This window comes from Streptomyces sp. CB02414, from assembly GCF_001905385.1.
Lineage (GTDB): Bacteria > Actinomycetota > Actinomycetes > Streptomycetales > Streptomycetaceae > Streptomyces.
In genome coordinates this window covers 297,098-311,102 of sequence record NZ_LIPF01000007.1, presented here as the reverse complement: position 1 = coordinate 311,102, position 14,005 = coordinate 297,098, and the positions used below count along the sequence as shown (strand labels likewise).

The 14,005-nt window shown below is 72.4% G+C and carries 15 protein-coding genes; 8 read left to right on the top strand and 7 right to left on the bottom strand.

What is annotated here, in order from left to right; all coding sequences use genetic code 11:
• Nucleotides 1–290: 290 nt before the first annotated feature.
• Nucleotides 291–1,226: an RNA polymerase sigma factor SigJ gene (gene sigJ / locus AMK11_RS23780; protein WP_073730040.1), complete on the top strand. Its 936-nt coding sequence runs from the start codon at nucleotides 291–293 to the stop codon at nucleotides 1,224–1,226.
• Here sigJ and AMK11_RS23775 read toward each other — a convergent pair.
• Together AMK11_RS23775 and AMK11_RS23770 are read right to left on the bottom strand one after the other, a co-directional pair.
• Complete coding sequence (locus AMK11_RS23775; RefSeq protein WP_241847061.1) at nucleotides 1,189–1,764, bottom strand: S1 RNA-binding domain-containing protein; 576 nt, start codon at nucleotides 1,762–1,764, stop codon at nucleotides 1,189–1,191. The genes sigJ and AMK11_RS23775 overlap by 38 nt on opposite strands.
• Entirely contained in the window at nucleotides 1,700–2,383 is a 684-nt protein-coding gene (locus AMK11_RS23770) for a hypothetical protein (protein ID WP_241847060.1), read from the bottom strand. The genes AMK11_RS23775 and AMK11_RS23770 overlap by 65 nt, the downstream gene beginning before the upstream one ends.
• Nucleotides 2,384–2,527: 144 nt before the next feature.
• On the opposite strand from AMK11_RS23770, the gene AMK11_RS23765 reads away from it, so the two are divergent.
• The 3 genes from AMK11_RS23765 to AMK11_RS23755 all read left to right on the top strand — a co-directional run bounded on the left by AMK11_RS23765 (nucleotide 2,528) and on the right by AMK11_RS23755 (nucleotide 4,582).
• Nucleotides 2,528–3,286 carry an IclR family transcriptional regulator gene (locus AMK11_RS23765; RefSeq protein ID WP_073730039.1) on the top strand — a complete coding sequence of 253 codons (759 nt, stop codon included), beginning with the start codon at nucleotides 2,528–2,530 and terminating at the stop codon, nucleotides 3,284–3,286.
• Between the two features lie 98 nt (nucleotides 3,287–3,384).
• Nucleotides 3,385–3,786: an STAS domain-containing protein gene (locus tag AMK11_RS23760; RefSeq protein ID WP_241847059.1), complete on the top strand. Its 402-nt coding sequence runs from the start codon at nucleotides 3,385–3,387 to the stop codon at nucleotides 3,784–3,786.
• 124 nt (nucleotides 3,787–3,910) lie between these two features.
• A complete protein-coding gene (locus AMK11_RS23755) occupies nucleotides 3,911–4,582 on the top strand; it encodes an enoyl-CoA hydratase-related protein (RefSeq protein WP_073730037.1) in 672 nt (223 codons plus the stop codon).
• A 26-nt stretch (nucleotides 4,583–4,608) separates the two neighbouring features.
• Here the strand turns inward: AMK11_RS23755 and AMK11_RS23750 are convergent, their stop codons facing one another.
• The 3 genes from AMK11_RS23750 to AMK11_RS23740 all read right to left on the bottom strand — a co-directional run bounded on the left by AMK11_RS23750 (nucleotide 4,609) and on the right by AMK11_RS23740 (nucleotide 7,717).
• A complete protein-coding gene (locus AMK11_RS23750) occupies nucleotides 4,609–5,055 on the bottom strand; it encodes a TIGR03618 family F420-dependent PPOX class oxidoreductase (RefSeq protein ID WP_073730036.1) in 447 nt (148 codons plus the stop codon).
• Nucleotides 5,056–5,088: 33 nt separating this feature from the next.
• On the bottom strand, nucleotides 5,089–5,931 hold the full coding sequence (locus AMK11_RS23745) for an alpha/beta hydrolase (RefSeq protein ID WP_198941446.1): 843 nt from the start codon (nucleotides 5,929–5,931) through the stop codon (nucleotides 5,089–5,091).
• A gap of 193 nt (nucleotides 5,932–6,124) precedes the next feature.
• Entirely contained in the window at nucleotides 6,125–7,717 is a 1,593-nt protein-coding gene (locus AMK11_RS23740) for a S8 family peptidase (protein WP_073730034.1), read from the bottom strand.
• Between the two features lie 343 nt (nucleotides 7,718–8,060).
• On the opposite strand from AMK11_RS23740, the gene AMK11_RS23735 reads away from it, so the two are divergent.
• From AMK11_RS23735 to AMK11_RS23725, 3 genes are read left to right on the top strand one after another with little or no spacing between them, the layout of a single operon-like run.
• Nucleotides 8,061–11,165, top strand: coding sequence for a LuxR C-terminal-related transcriptional regulator (locus AMK11_RS23735; protein WP_241847058.1), 3,105 nt, complete (start codon nucleotides 8,061–8,063; stop codon nucleotides 11,163–11,165).
• An 11-nt stretch (nucleotides 11,166–11,176) separates the two neighbouring features.
• Entirely contained in the window at nucleotides 11,177–11,938 is a 762-nt protein-coding gene (locus tag AMK11_RS23730; RefSeq protein ID WP_073730033.1) for a peptidase E, read from the top strand.
• Nucleotides 11,939–11,948: 10 nt separating this feature from the next.
• On the top strand, nucleotides 11,949–12,389 hold the full coding sequence (locus tag AMK11_RS23725; protein WP_073730032.1) for an OsmC family protein: 441 nt from the start codon (nucleotides 11,949–11,951) through the stop codon (nucleotides 12,387–12,389).
• On the opposite strand, the gene AMK11_RS38015 is transcribed toward AMK11_RS23725, so the two are convergent.
• On the bottom strand, nucleotides 12,376–12,546 hold the full coding sequence (locus tag AMK11_RS38015; protein WP_158070996.1) for a hypothetical protein: 171 nt from the start codon (nucleotides 12,544–12,546) through the stop codon (nucleotides 12,376–12,378). The two genes, AMK11_RS23725 and AMK11_RS38015, sit on opposite strands and share 14 nt — an antisense overlap.
• A gap of 756 nt (nucleotides 12,547–13,302) precedes the next feature.
• On the opposite strand from AMK11_RS38015, the gene AMK11_RS38010 reads away from it, so the two are divergent.
• On the top strand, nucleotides 13,303–13,479 hold the full coding sequence (locus AMK11_RS38010) for a hypothetical protein (protein ID WP_158070995.1): 177 nt from the start codon (nucleotides 13,303–13,305) through the stop codon (nucleotides 13,477–13,479).
• 79 nt (nucleotides 13,480–13,558) lie between these two features.
• On the opposite strand, the gene AMK11_RS23720 is transcribed toward AMK11_RS38010, so the two are convergent.
• Nucleotides 13,559–13,972: an arsenate reductase ArsC gene (locus tag AMK11_RS23720; RefSeq protein ID WP_073730031.1), complete on the bottom strand. Its 414-nt coding sequence runs from the start codon at nucleotides 13,970–13,972 to the stop codon at nucleotides 13,559–13,561.
• Nucleotides 13,973–14,005 lie beyond the last annotated feature (33 nt).

Sequence of the window (14,005 nt, the reverse complement as noted above, 5' to 3'; positions counted from 1 at the left end):
CGGCCAGGTCGGCGGTGTCCTGGTGATGCCGGGCCCAGGCAGGGTGTGCGGCGACCGCCTCCGGCGGAGCGGTCCGCCGAGGCGTGCGCATTGCCGCTCATGCTGTAGTAGATGACCGCGACGTTCACGGGTTTCATACCGGTGTACCTCCGTCTGCTGCCGTCGTGCTGCCGACGACGGGTTCGACGAGACGGCCCGGCGGAATGTCAGGCCGGGCGCCGCCCTCACATTCGAGGGCGCTGTCCCGTCGTACTCGCGGGGGACATTCCGACCGAGGGAGCCACGCGACCATGACACCCGTCCCGGACGCTGCGGAAGACGGCCCGCTCCATGCGGAGCACGGCGCGGTCACCGGCGAACGCCGCCGGCTGATCAACCTCGCCTACCGGATGCTGGGCTCCTTGGCCGAGGCCGAGGACGCCGTCCAGGAGACGTACACCCGCTGGTACGCGATGTCCCCGCGGGAACGGGAGGCGGTGGCGTCCCCCGGCGGCTGGCTGACCCGGGTCGCCGGCCGGATCTGCCTGGACGTGCTCCGCTCGGCACGGGCGCGGCGGGAGCGTTACGTGGGGGAGTGGATCCCCGAGCCGCTCCCGGCGCTCACCGAGTGGCCCGGCGGTGCGACGGACGGCCGCACGACCGATCCGGCCGACCGCGTCACGCTCGACGAGTCGGTGAGCATGGCCTTCCTCGTCGTGCTCGAATCGATGACTCCGGCCGAACGCGTGGCGTTCGTCCTGCACGACGTCTTCCGCTATCCGTACTCCGAAGTCGCCGACATCGTGGGCCGCAGCGCGGGGGCCTGCCGCCAGTTGGCGTCCTCGGCCCGCCGCCGCATCGACGCCTCGCGTGCTCCCGCCTCGCCGACGGCCGAGCGGGCGCGTGTCGTCAGGGAGTTCAAGCAGGCGTGGGAGGCCAAGGACATCCCGGCCCTCGTCGGCCTGCTCGACCCCGGGGCCACGGCCGTCGGTGACGGTGGCGGGCTCGTCACGGCCCTGCTCCACCCGATCGAGGGAGCCGAGAGCATCGCCTGCTTCTTCGCCGGCCGGCCCCTGCCCAGCGGGCTGACGGTCGGGGAGTGCACGGTCAACGGCCAGCCCGGTCTGTCGGCCCAGCTGGACGGGGTCGTCGTGTCGGTGTACGCGTTCGACATCGCCGACGGCCGGATCCGGCGGGTCTGGGGCGTGCTCAACCCCCAGAAGCTGGGGCCGTGGAAGGCGGGCTGACGTCCGCCTCGGCTGCGTTCCTCACGATCGTGCCGGCACGGGGCTGTGGCAGGGCCTGTCGCCGGGAGAGGGCCACCCTGCGTCGCTCCGGGTCGACCTCTGTGACGACGACCGCGAGCCGGTCGCCGACCCGGACCACCTCCTCCGGAGCCTCGACATCGGTCCAGGCGAGTTCTCGCAGGTGGACCAGTCCCTCGATGTCCTCGGTGACCTGGACGAAGGCTCCGAACGGGACCAGCCTGGTGACCTGTCCCTGGAGGGTCTGGCCCACCGCGGTGCGCTCGGCGAAGTTCCGGAACGGGTCGGGCCGAGTCCCCCGCAGGGACAGCCTCGCCTCTCCGTTCGTCGTGTCGAACTGGAGGAACACGCACGTGACGTGCTGCCCCACCCGCACGACGTCCGACACCCTCTCGAAGTGCCGCCAGGACAGTTCGGGAATCGTGATGAACCCGACGCCCGGGAAAACGGGGTGATCAGGGCCGTCGTCCAACGCCACGAAGACGCCGAACGACTCGATCGAGGCGATCCTGCCCGACATGATCTCGCCTTTGCGGCGAGAGCTCAGAAACGCCCACAGTTCGGCGTTCTCGGCAGCGTTCATGAACGGCATGGTTCCCCCCTGATCCGGTACGACGACTGATGCTCCCCCTCGGGACACGTCTGCCACAACCCCGGTGTCGCTTCGCGTACGACCAGGTCACCGCAGTCGTCAGGACGGGAATGGCGAACAGCGGGGCGAAAGCGATGCCCCACACCGTCTGCGCCGCACCGCTCGACAGGTACGTCTGGCTTTCCACGGTGACAGCGACGACGAGTTGCCACAGCGCCACCAGGACGAGAATGCCCGATGCGGCCCAGGCCACCGCTGTGAGGGCCGCGGGGCGCAGGGGCCGCCACCGGTCGCTGACGAGCAGCAGCGGGAGCAGCGCGGCCAGCTCGGCGAGGACGGACAGGCCGACGACGTACGCGATGCCCCAGCCCGGGATGTCGTAGACGTCGCGCAGCACCTGGTCGCTGTAGCCCACGTGGACACCGGAGGCCATGGCGATCCGCCACAGGCCCGACGGTAGTGCGCACAGTGCGACGGCGTGGGCGGCGCGGCGTGCCCAGACAGGCGCGGGCTCGGCGGCGGGGAGGTGATCGTTCGCGGTCGTCATGGCGTACATGCTGGCCGCCGACGTGGCGACAGGGCGTCGTCCGCTGCGGCGGGCCTCCTCCGCCCCGCGGAGGAGGCCGCGGCCTCTCAGGTAGGACTCGCATCCGACTTGCCCAGACTTGTCCGTGCGAAGCATGGTGGAGGCATGGGCGGCAAGGACGGCCCGACACTCATCTCGTCGGTGCAGCGAGCCTTCCGGCTGATGGAGGCCGTGGGTGCGCACGAGGGCGGCGTACCGGCCAAACAGCTGGCACGTGAGACGGGGCTGGCGCTGGCCACGACCTATCACCTGTTGCGCACGATGGTCCACGACGGCTACGTGCGCAAACTCGAGGACGGCACATTCGTCCTCGGGGAGAAGCTGGACGCGCTGCACGGAGGGAGCCGTGATCAGGCGGCGCTCAGCAGGGTCCGGCCGACGCTCACGGAGCTCAGGGACGGCCTGTCGGCCGCGGCCTATCTGACCTTCTACGAGGAAGGCGAGATCCGGGTCGCGGAGATCGTGGACGGGCCGAAGACGCCCCGCGTCGATCTCTGGGTCGGCTTCGAGGAGGCGGGGCACGCCACGGCCCTCGGCAAGTGCGTGCTGCGCGATCTCGACGGTGAGGCCCGCGCTGACTACCTCTCCCGCCACAAGCTCCACGATCTCACCCCGCGCACCATCACGCACCGCGCTGAACTGCTACGACGCCTCGACCTCATGTCCCACGGCACCGGGGTCACCGACATCGAGGAGTACTCCCTCGGCACCGCGTGCGTAGCGGTGCCCGTGCGGAACGGCGACACCATCGGCTCGCTCGGGATCTCGCTGAGCGCCGGCCGCACCTCCACCCTGGAAGGCGCGGTGGCGACGCTGGTGGCCACCGCGGAGCGCGTGTCCAGGAGGCTCTCGCTCACCATCTGAAATCGGCACTCTTGTGACGTAGGGCGCATAGCGCGTTTCCTGGTCTTGTCGGGCGGAAAAGGCGAGGCTGAGGGAGTACGGACGTGTGTGATCAGGGCATGGCGAGGCAGCAGGAATCGGTCGGCTGGCGCGTGACGAACGGCTGGACGGTCGTCGAGGCCGACGGCGAGATCGACATCGCCTTCGCTCCCCTCGTCCGTGCCGCGGTGGACGGGCTCCTCGCCGACGGTCACCGTCATTTCGTTCTGGACCTGTGCGGCGCACCTTTCCTGGACTCGACGGGGCTCGGCATGATCGTCGCCGTCACCAAGCACATCCAGGGCCGTCACGGCTCGCTGCGGATCGCGTGCGCCGACCCGGGGCTGCTGCGTGTCTTCTCCCTCGGTGGCCTGCGTCCCGTCTACTCGTTCCACGAGTCCGTCGAGCAGGCCGCCGCCCAGCCCCCGGGCGCTGATGAGCTCGCCGACTGGCCACACGTGCGACGCCGGCGTCAGAGGTGACCCTCGCGGCCTGGGCAGTGCGCCGCCATCGCACGCTGCGACCCTCTTGCGCGTTCTGTGCCATGACTCATAAGTTACTGGCAGGTAGCATGCGGTCCTGTCCGCCCGGCAAGAAGGAGTCACCATGCCCTCGCTCGACCGCCACGAGAACGTCTTCGTCCTCGACCTCGGCGATGGAGAGAACCGGTTCCACCCCGAATGGCTCGCCGCGGTCGGCGCCGCCCTCGACGAAGTGGAGAAGGCGGAAGGCCCCCGCGCCCTGGTCACCGCCGCCACCGGCAAGTTCTGGTCCAACGGGCTCGACCTGGACTGGCTGTTCGCCCACGCCGACCAGCACCAGGACTACGTCGTCTCCGTCCATGAGCTGTTCGCGCGGATGCTGTCCCTGCCGGTCGTCACGGTGGCCGCGCTGCAGGGGCACACGTTCGCCGCCGGCGCGATGTTCTCCCTCGCCCACGACTTCCGCGTGATGCGTGCCGACCGCGGCTACTGGTGCCTGCCCGAAGCGGACATCAACATCCCCTTCACGCCCGGCATGACCGCGCTCATCCAGTCCCGGCTGGCGCCGCAGACCGCCCACGAGGCCATGCTCACCGCCCGCCGCTACGGCGGCACCGACGCCGCCGCCGTCGGCATCGTCGATCAGGCGGTCGGCGAGGACAGCGTGCGTTCGGCCGCGATCGAGATCGCCCAGGCGCAGGTGAACAAGGCCGGCGACACTCTCGGCACCATCAAGGCCCGCATGTACGCACCGGCCCTGGCCACCCTGCGCGACACCACCGATCCGCTCGGCTGAGCGTGCTGCCTCCGGTCACCGGCCCGTCAGGGGGCGGGAACGGGGCCGCCGGGCCGGAACCGCTCCACCCCGACGATGTGCCGCACCTTGACCGGACGCACGATCACCGCGACCCGTTGTTCCCCGGGCATGGTCCACTCGAACCGTTCGCTGCCCAGGTACTTGCGGGCCAGCCGGTCCATCCGGTCGTGTGCCTCCGCACCCTCGATGAAGCGGGCCACCACCCCACTGATCTGCACCCGGTCGAAGGGGTCGGCGGCGTCCGCGTGCGAGAGGTAGACGCGGGGATCGCGGCGCAGGTTCTCCTCCTTCACCCGGCCCACCGACGTGTTGAACGTCAGCTCGCCCTCGCCCTCCAGGTCCACCCACATCGGACTGACCTGCGGCGCTCCGTCGGCGAACACGGTACCGACGTACCAGATGTTGGGAGCCTGCAGCCGGGCACGGACGGCATGGTCGAACGTTGCAGTCATCCCGGGAGGCTACCAACCACCGAGGGCCCGGCTTCAGGCGAGTTCCCCCAGGACGCGGGCCGCCGGCGCCGGGTCGACGAGCCACTTCAGGTGGCTGCCGGCGAGGGTGCGGACGTCGTACGGATTGTCCGGGGTCAGCGCGTCGCCCTCGCGGATCAGGCGGTCCTGCATGGCGAGGGGCAGGCTCGCGTCGTCGGCGAGGCGTACGAAGGTCTTCGGGACGCGGCCCCAGGTCTCCGCCTGCGCGCGGTCGGCGCCGGTGCCGACGTCGAGGTTCTCGTCCGGCTGGAAGGTGTTGAGGAAGGTCAGGAACTCCTCGTCCGTGCCGTCGGCCAGGAAGGCGGCCCGGAACGCCGCGAGGGCGTCACGGTCGGCGGTGCGGAAGTTGACGCGGAGCAGACCGAGTTCGGCCGGGTTTCCGGCCATCGCCAGGCCCAGCGAGGCGGCGTCGACCGAGGCCATCTCCGGTTCGGCGTAGTAGTCGCCGACGGTGAGGTCGACCGGGCACCAGGCGGAGACGTAGACGATGCGGTCGATGAGGTCCGGGCGTGCGTTGGCCGCGGCGGTGGCCGTGACACCGCCGCGGCTGTGCGCGACGAGGATCACCGGCCCGTTCTCCTTGGCCCGTTCCAGGACGCCGATGAGGTGCGCGGCGTTGTCGGCGAGCGTGACGCCCTTGATGGAGCCCGGCGCGGTGGCGAGGCCTTCGAGGTCCTGCGGTGCCTGGTAGGCACGCGAGTAGGTCGCCGCGAAACCGTGACCGGGGAGGTCGACGGCGACCGAGCGGTGCCCCAGGAGGCCGAGTTCGGCCTGGAGCGGTGCGAAGGAGAAGGAGTTCGCGAAGGCTCCGTGTACCAGTACGAACGTCGGCTGCATGGGTCTACTCACTCTCTGCCCCGTGGGCGGCGAACAGCTGCCCGATACGCCGTGGAGCCTACGTAGCCGAAGATCGCCGGTGCAAGCGATTCACCGCCGTTGCTCGGCGTAGCCGGCCGGCCACGTGGGCGAGCTCCGGGCTGCCCCGGGGAGGGGGCGGCCCGGAGCCCGGTGCGGCCCTGGGGAGCGGGGTTCAGAACTGGAGCGACCAGGCGTTGACGTATCCGGTGTCGTTGACCCAGTTGTCGCTCACGCGCAGCTTCCACGTGCCGTCGGCCGTCTCGGCGGAGGCGTCCACGGTGTAGGTGGCCCGCACGTTGTCGGAACTGTCGTAGCTGTCGTAGTCCTTGAGCCGATAGGTGGTGCCGTCGGGGGCGACCAGCTCCACCCGCAGGTCGCCGCGGAAGGTGTGCCGGATGTCGACCTCGACCGAGAGGCCGGCGGGGGCGTTGCCGCCGACGCCGGTGACCGGCAGGGGGGACTCGACGGTGGCGTTGTCACGGATGGGGTGGTCGTCCGTGTTCTCGAAGAGCGGTCCGGTGGGCGGCGTGCCGGCCCCGGTGTGCAGCAGCTTGTTGGGCGAACCGGCCCGTGCGTCGCTGATCCGGCCGGACGTGGCGTCGGCGACCATCCGGTCGCGCACCTGGGCCGGGGACCACGTCGGGTTGGCGGAGAGCAGCAGCGCGGCCGCGCCCGCCGCGTGCGGTGCGGCCATCGACGTGCCGCTCATCGCCTGGGAGGCGGTGTCGCCCGCGTTGGACGTGGACACGATGGCGTTGCCGGGAGCGAACAGGTCCAGGCAGGAACCGTAGTTGGAGCCCTGCCCGTTGGACCAGCCGGTCGAGCGGGCGTCGTTGGCGGACGTCGCGCCGACCGTGATCGCCGACGGTGTCGAGGACGGGGAGTACTGGCAGGAGTCGGCGTTGTTGTTGCCGGCGGCCACCACCCAGGTGACGCCGGACGCTATGGAGGCGGCCACCGCGTCGTTGACGGACTGGGTGCGTCCGCCGCCGATGCTCATGTTGGCCACGGCGGGCTGGACCGCGTTCTTGGTGACCCAGTCGATGCCCGCGAGGACCGGGCCCCAGGTGCTGCCGGACGTGCCCTGGCAGTTCAGCACCCGCACACCGACCAGCTCGACGCCCTTGGCGACACCGTGCGAGGCTCCGCCGACGGTGCCGGCGACATGCGTGCCGTGGCCCTGGCAGTCGGAGGCGTCGCGGTCGTCGTCGATGAAGTCGTAGCCGCTGACCGCCCGGCCGCCGAAGTCGCGGTGGGTCATGCGGATGCCGGTGTCCACGATGTACGCGGTGACGTTCGAGGCCTTGGTGGAGTACGTGTAGCGCGAGTCCACCGGACGGTCGCGCTGGTCGATGCGGTCCAGCCCCCACGAGGGCGGGTCGGTCTGCGTGTCGACCGCGTAGGCGACGCCGTCGGCCTCCACGCGGGCCACGGACGGATCGGCGGCCAGCTCCTTGGCCTCGGCCTCGCTCATCCTGACCGCGAAGCCGCGCAGGGCGGCCGTGTAGGTGTGACGCAGGCTGCCCGCGTGCCGCTTGGCCAGCGCCTTCGCGAAGGCCGGCACGTCGGTTCGGGCGACCGAGTCCTTGAACGTCACGATGTAGGAACCGTCGACCGCGCCCGGCCGGTCGGCGCCGACGATGCGTCCCTCGCCGCCGCCGGGAGGCGCGGGGGCGGCCCCGGCGGTCGTCGCGGCCCCGAAGAGCAGGGCGGCACTGGCGCCGACGGCGAGCACGCGCCGGACGACGCGAGCGTCGAACTCCATGGTTTCTCCCTTGAGAGCGGTCCGGAAACCGGCTCGGATCCGGACGACGGCACCCGTCGCGGCGCGCGCCATCCAAGCAATGGCGAGTGCATGACAATGGCACTGCCGGTGTCCTGGGTGGTCCACGAGCGGTGGGGCATGGGGGGTGGGCGGGTGTCGCGCGGAGTGGGGCGCCGGGCGACACCGCCTCTGACGAACGGACGGCAGCCTGGGCGGCCGACCGCTCAGAGCTTCGGGCGTCCGGCCGCGCCCCGGCAATCCGTAGCGCTACCCAAAGAACGACGATGACGGCCCGGCCCGGTGTACCCGGCCGGCCCGGACCGATGGCGTCTCCCATGCCTGGGTGGCGGACACCTATTGCACCGGAGTCCGCCGCCCGGTAGACCACCTGCGCACCAGCGTGGTCGTCGGCGCCGAGGAGGCACCTGTGAAGAGACGTTTCCCTGATTCCGGGGCAGGCGACGGCGCCGGTCTCCAGCCGGCGGCCCGCGCGACGGCGGACACCGATGCCGGGTTCGTCGGGCGCGCCGCCGAGGTGGCGCGGGTCCGTGCGGCGCTCCGCCGGCCGCCGTGCGTTGTGGTCGTGCGCGGCGAGGCCGGTGCGGGCACGTCCCGGCTGGTGGACGAGGCGCTGGCCGACGACGGGCTGCGGGACTGCGCACAGGTGCGCGGCGTCTGTCCCGACGTGCCGGAGGGCGCGGCCCTCGTCCCGGTCGCCGACGCCCTGGCCGGGCTGCCGTACCGCACGGACGGGGCGGACACGCCGTTGCCCCCGCTGACCGGGGTGGTGGCCACACTGGTGCCCGAGTTGGCCGACCGGCTCCCGGAGCCGCCCGCGGCGGCGGCCGACCCGGAGACCCGGCGCGGGCTGCTGCCGCGCGCCGTCCGCTTGCTGCTGGCGGCCCACGGCCCCGTGGTCATGGTCGTGGAGGACGTCCACTGGGCCGACCCGGCGACCCGGGACCTGCTGCACCGACTGCTGGCGGACCTGCCGCCCGGGCTGCGACTGGTCCTCACCGAACGCCGGGCGCCCGGGCTGCCGGCCCTGGGCATCCGCGTACCGGACCACGTCCTCGTCGAGGAGGTCGAGGTGCGGCCGTGGACGCCCGAGGAGACGGGCGAGTTCGTCCGGCGCCGGCTGCGGGAGCGGGCGACGGAGCCGGGAGCCGCGGAGGAGGTGCACGCGCGGACGGGCGGTTTCCCGGACGCGGCGGAGGCCCTGCTGCGTGCCGTGTGCCACGGCGGCATTCCGGGGGCGGCCGACGGCGCCGCACCGGCCGAGGGCGTCGTGCGCGCCGTGGGCGCCGCGGAGGTGCCCGCGCGGCTGAGGCGCGACATGGCGCAGCGGCGCGGCCCGCTCACCGACGACGCGCAACGGGTCGTCGAGGCGGCGGCGGTGCTGGAACTGCCCGTCACCGTGCACGTCCTGGCCGAGGTGGCCGGCCTGGAGCCCGAGCGGACCGAGCGTGCCGTCGCCCAGGCGGTACGGCGGTCGGTGCTCCGCGCCGACGGACCACACCCGGGGTTCCGGCACCCGCTGGACCGACAGGCCGTGCTGGACGAAGTGCCGGGGCCGGGGCTGGCGTGGCTGAGCCTGCGGGCCGCACGCGCGCTGCAGCGCCGCGGCGCACCGCTGCCGCTCGCGGAACTGGCCCGGCTGTACCGGGCGGCGGGCCGCACCAAGGAGAGCCTGCGCTGCCTCGTCACGGCCGCGGACCGGGCCGCCGCCGAGGGCGACTACACCGCGGCGACCACCCTCTACACCCAGGCCGTCACCGAGGACCCGAGGGCCGCCGGCCGTATCCGGACCGCCGCGAAGCTGGCCCGCACCGCGCAACTGGCCAGGGCCGGGGAGCAGGTGGTGAGCGCGGTGCGGCGGGTGCTGGACGAGGACGCGCCGCCGCCCTGGCTGAGCGGCGAGATGCGCCTCCACCTCGGCGTGGTCCTGCGCAACCAGAGCGGGGGCGCACTGGACAGTCTCGAAGAGGTCGCCCGCGCCATCCCCGACCTGGAGGTCTCCGACCCGCAGACCGCGGTACGGGCGATGCTCGTCGCCGCCATCCCGTCCATCCAGGGCTGGCCGGTACAGCGGCACGCCGCCTGGCTCGAACGGGCCGAGGCGGTCGCCGACCGGGTCACCGACCCGGTGGCCAGGGCCGCGATGGCCGCCAACCGCGCCACCGCGCTCATGCTCCTCGGCGACCACCGGGCGTGGGCGGCCGCCGAAGCGCTGCGCGGCCCGGCAGGGTCGGTGATGGAGGCGGCGCAGTACGCCCGGGGCTGGACCAACCTGGCGCACGCCTCGATGGCCCTCGGACACGCCGCGAAGGCGAGGGAGTTCCTCTTCCGCGCGGCCGACGGACTCGCCGACACCAGCAGCCCGTACCTGGAGGGGCTCACGCAGACCGGGCGCCTGGTGCTGGCCTGGCACGAGGGCGGGTGGGAGCGCCTGCACCAGGACGCCGACCACACCACACGCCTGTACCAGGAGATACCCGACCTGGCCGCGGAGGCGATGCTGGTGCGGGGGCTGACCGCCCTGCACGTGCTGGGCGACGTCCCCCGCGCCCGCCGCGACCTCACGGAGGCCGCCCGCACGGCCCGCTACGACACCGGCGTCATCATCACCGCGTCCGCCGCGGCCCTCGCCCGCGTCCACCTGGAGGCAGGTCGGCCCGGGCAGGCCTGCGACGCCGTCGAAGGTGCCCTGCGGCACCTGGAGCGGACCGGCGGCTGGGTATGGGCCACCGAGGTGGCTCCCACCGCCGTCGAGGCCCTGTGCGGCAGCGGTCAGACGACGCGGGCCCACCGGATCGTCGCGGACTTCGACGCGGGAACCGCCGGCCGCGACGCGCCCGCCGCCCGCGCGGCGCTGACCGTGTGCCGGGCGCTGCTGGCCGAGGACGGACAACGGCACGACCGCGCGGCCCTCCTGCTGGCCGAGGCCGAAACGCAGTGGCGCCGCCTCGGCCGCCTCTTCGACGCCGCCCGTACGGCCGAGGCCAGAGGGCGTTGTCTCCTGCCCGCCCCGGAAGCGGCGGAGCAGGACGGGGCCGAGCGGCGGCAGACGGCCGTGGACACGATTCACGCGGTGATCGAGCAGTACCAGATGCTGGGCGCACGCTGGGACGTCGCCCGGTGCCACCGGCTGCTGCGCCGCCACGCCGTCGTCACCACACACCGCCGCGGCCGTCTCGGCTACGGCGACCAGCTCTCCCCGCGCGAACAGGAGGTGGCCAGGCTCGTCGTCCAGGGGCGAGCCAACCGCGACATCGCCGAGAGCCTGGTGCTGTCCACCCGCACCGTGGAACACCACGTGGCGCGCATCATGCGCAAGCTCAACGTCAGCTCCCGTACGGACATCGTCGCTGCCGGCGACGACGGATTTCGATTGCGGACGAGGCCGGTCACCCGCCATGGTGCGGGGAACCCGTACCCGTCACTCTGAGGCGTCCGTCCGTGTCCGTAGCCCCCGCACATCGGCTCGCCCTCGTCGGAGGAGGCTTCTCCACCGACACGGACGGTCTCCTGGACGACTGGGTGCTCTCCCATGCACGCGCCTCGCGGCCCAAGGTGTGCTTCGTGCCGACGGCCAGCGGCGATGCTCCCGCCTACGTCGAACAGTTCCTCACCGCGTTCCGGCCGCGCGCCTGTGAACCCAGTGTGCTGCCGCTGTTCCGCAGGGAACTCGACGACGACGCCCTGCGGAGGTTCCTGCTCTCCCAAGACGTCGTGTACGTCGGCGGTGGCAACACGGTCAACCTGCTGGCGGTCTGGCGTGCGCACGGCGTCGACCGGCTGCTTCGCGAGGCTCACGAACGCGGCACGCTCCTGTGCGGGATCAGTGCCGGCGCCAACTGCTGGGCCGAAGGATCCCACACGGACTCGTTCGGACCGTTGACGTTCCTGCCGGACGGCTTGGGTCTGCTGCCCGGATCGGTCTGCCCGCACTACGCCAGTGAGCCGGGCCGGCGCTCCTCCTACCAGGAGGCCGTGGCAACCGGGTCCCTCCCCGCCGGCTGGGGTCTGGAAGACGGCACCGGAGCCCTCTTCACCGACGGCCGGCTGACGGAGGCCGTGACCCGCACGCCGGAGGCGCGACTGCACCATGTACGGGCGGGCGGGAGCGGGAACAGGAGGGCCACGGAGCAGGCCGTGCCCTGTCGTCTGCTCGTCGCCGGACCGACGACCCTCCGTGGCCCCGTGCACGGATGCGGCTAATGTCGATGACATGAGCGAACACTCGGAGCGTTCCGTAGTCGTCGAACGCACCAGCAGCGGTCAGTTCCTGGCGACCAACCCCCGCGGCGGATCGATCAGTTTCGGTACGTCCTCGGACAGCGGCCAGGACACCGGATTCACCCCGGTCGAGTTGTTCCTGGCCGCGATCGGCGGCTGCTCGGCCGTGGACGTCGACGTCGCCACCGGCCGCCACGCGGAGCCCACCCGGTTCTCCGTGACGGTCACCGGAGACAAGGTCAGCGACGACCTGGGCAACCGCATGACGAACCTCGAGGTCACCTTCACCGTGGCTTTCCCGGACGACGAGGGAGCGGAGCGCGCCCGCGCGATCCTGCCCCGCGCGGTGAAGTCGTCCCACGACCGTCTCTGCACCGTGAGCAGAACCGTCGAGATCGGCACACCCGTGACCACGACGGTCAACGACGCCTGACGCCCGGGCAGGCCTCCGGTCCGGAGGCGGTCAGTGAGGTGAGGTCGCAGTAGGCCGTCCTCGGGTAGTGGTCACCCATCACCTCGGCGGTGCGGGCCGGTCCGCTGCCGACGGGGACCTGCTGGATCGCCTCCGCGAAGCTGGGGTCGGCCAGCATGTTCCGGAGGATCAGCAGGTGTTACGTGCCGTCGGCGGTGAGACGGGTGTCGGAGTCCGTGCGGCAGCCCGTGTCCACCGTGCCGTCGGGCATGGGGTTGGCGACGACCTCGCCGGGACCCCACCACAGGTTGTTGCACATCGACCAGTACCGCACCTGGGCCTTCGGGTCGGGCCAGGGCCGCGCCCGGTCGCCGGTGGTACCCGCGGCGCCTTGCCGCGCACGACGAGGACCTGTCCGGGAGGCGGGGCGTCGAAGCCGGTGGCCACGTACGCGTTGTCGGGATTGGGGTACAGCCCGGAGCCGCCCAGCCGGGCGACGGCCGGCCGGGTCGGTTCGCCGGCGGTGGGGGAGGGCGGCACGGGCCCGCGGCGGCCGGCCCCGTTGGTCAGGGCGTCGTCGCAGGCCGCGACGCGGACCCGGTGGCCGTCACGGAGGAAGGTGCCTTCGGCAGCCGGATCTCGCCGTGCGGGAGGTACACACGGTAGATCACCGTTCCCTCGGCGCCCTCCGGTGTTCCGGCGGGAGCGAGCGGCAGGGTGTTGTGCCGGCCGGCGGCCCGGTCGGTGACCGAGACAGTGAAATTGCCCCCGGGGCGGCTGTGCTCCCGGTAGGGATTGTGGCTGCCCCGGTCGGGAGCGATCCGGTGGTCGGTCAGGACGGAGGGGGCGCCGTCGGGACCGGGAGATCGACGCCTGGATCGAGTTCGAGGGCCGCACCTGGACCACTCCGCACGACCCGATCACCGCCCTGTCGATGCTCCGTCCCGACCTCTACACCGTCGAACCCGGACACGTCACGGTCGAGGACGACGGCCTGACCGTCTTCCACGCCGACCCGAGCGGTCCGGTCCGCCTCGTCACCGACGCCGACCTGCCGGCCGTGGCCGAGGAGATCGTCGCCCGCATCGTCCGCGCCGGGACCGGAGCCTGACGCGCGGACGGCCTCTGCGAGCCGCTCCGCACGGACTGCTTCGCCCCGGAGCCGGTGACGACGGCGTCGCGCCTCGCGCTCAAACCGTCTTCTCCGGGGCGATCTCGGCGATCAGCCCTTCGACCAGCGCCTTGATCTCGTCGCGGATCGGGCGCACCGCCTCGACGCCCTGGCCCGCCGGGTCCGCCAGCTCCCAGTCCAGGTAGCGCTTGCCGGGGAAGACGGGGCAGGTGTCGCCGCAGCCCATGGTGATGCAGACGTCCGACTCGCGGACCGCGTCGAGGGTGAGGATCTTCGGAGTCTCCCGGGAGATGTCGATGCCGGCCTCGGCCATGGCCTCGACGGCGGCCGGGTTGACCTCGGTTCCCGGGGCGGAGCCGGCGGAGCGTACCTCGACGCGGTCTCCGGCCAGGTGGGTGAGCCAGGCCGCGGCCATCTGGGAGCGGCCGGCGTTGTGGACGCAGACGAACAGGACGGACGGCTTGTCGGCCATGGTGATCGTTCTCTCCTGTCGCACGGCGGAACC

Excerpts from the sequence above, each read along its gene's own strand:
- sigJ (WP_073730040.1), top strand. The coding sequence starts at position 291 with ATGACACCCGTCCCGGACGCTGCGGAAGACGGCCCGCTCCATGCGGAG.
- AMK11_RS23775 (WP_241847061.1), bottom strand. The coding sequence starts at position 1,764 with ATGTCGGGCAGGATCGCCTCGATCGAGTCGTTCGGCGTCTTCGTGGCG.
- AMK11_RS23770 (WP_241847060.1), bottom strand. The coding sequence starts at position 2,383 with ATGACGACCGCGAACGATCACCTCCCCGCCGCCGAGCCCGCGCCTGTC.
- AMK11_RS23765 (WP_073730039.1), top strand. The coding sequence starts at position 2,528 with ATGGGCGGCAAGGACGGCCCGACACTCATCTCGTCGGTGCAGCGAGCC.
- AMK11_RS23760 (WP_241847059.1), top strand. The coding sequence starts at position 3,385 with ATGGCGAGGCAGCAGGAATCGGTCGGCTGGCGCGTGACGAACGGCTGG.
- AMK11_RS23755 (WP_073730037.1), top strand. The coding sequence starts at position 3,911 with ATGCCCTCGCTCGACCGCCACGAGAACGTCTTCGTCCTCGACCTCGGC.
- AMK11_RS23750 (WP_073730036.1), bottom strand. The coding sequence starts at position 5,055 with ATGACTGCAACGTTCGACCATGCCGTCCGTGCCCGGCTGCAGGCTCCC.
- AMK11_RS23745 (WP_198941446.1), bottom strand. The coding sequence starts at position 5,931 with ATGCAGCCGACGTTCGTACTGGTACACGGAGCCTTCGCGAACTCCTTC.
- AMK11_RS23740 (WP_073730034.1), bottom strand. The coding sequence starts at position 7,717 with ATGGAGTTCGACGCTCGCGTCGTCCGGCGCGTGCTCGCCGTCGGCGCC.
- AMK11_RS23725 (WP_073730032.1), top strand. The coding sequence starts at position 11,949 with ATGAGCGAACACTCGGAGCGTTCCGTAGTCGTCGAACGCACCAGCAGC.
- AMK11_RS38015 (WP_158070996.1), bottom strand. The coding sequence starts at position 12,546 with ATGCTGGCCGACCCCAGCTTCGCGGAGGCGATCCAGCAGGTCCCCGTC.
- AMK11_RS38010 (WP_158070995.1), top strand. The coding sequence starts at position 13,303 with ATGCTCCGTCCCGACCTCTACACCGTCGAACCCGGACACGTCACGGTC.
- AMK11_RS23720 (WP_073730031.1), bottom strand. The coding sequence starts at position 13,972 with ATGGCCGACAAGCCGTCCGTCCTGTTCGTCTGCGTCCACAACGCCGGC.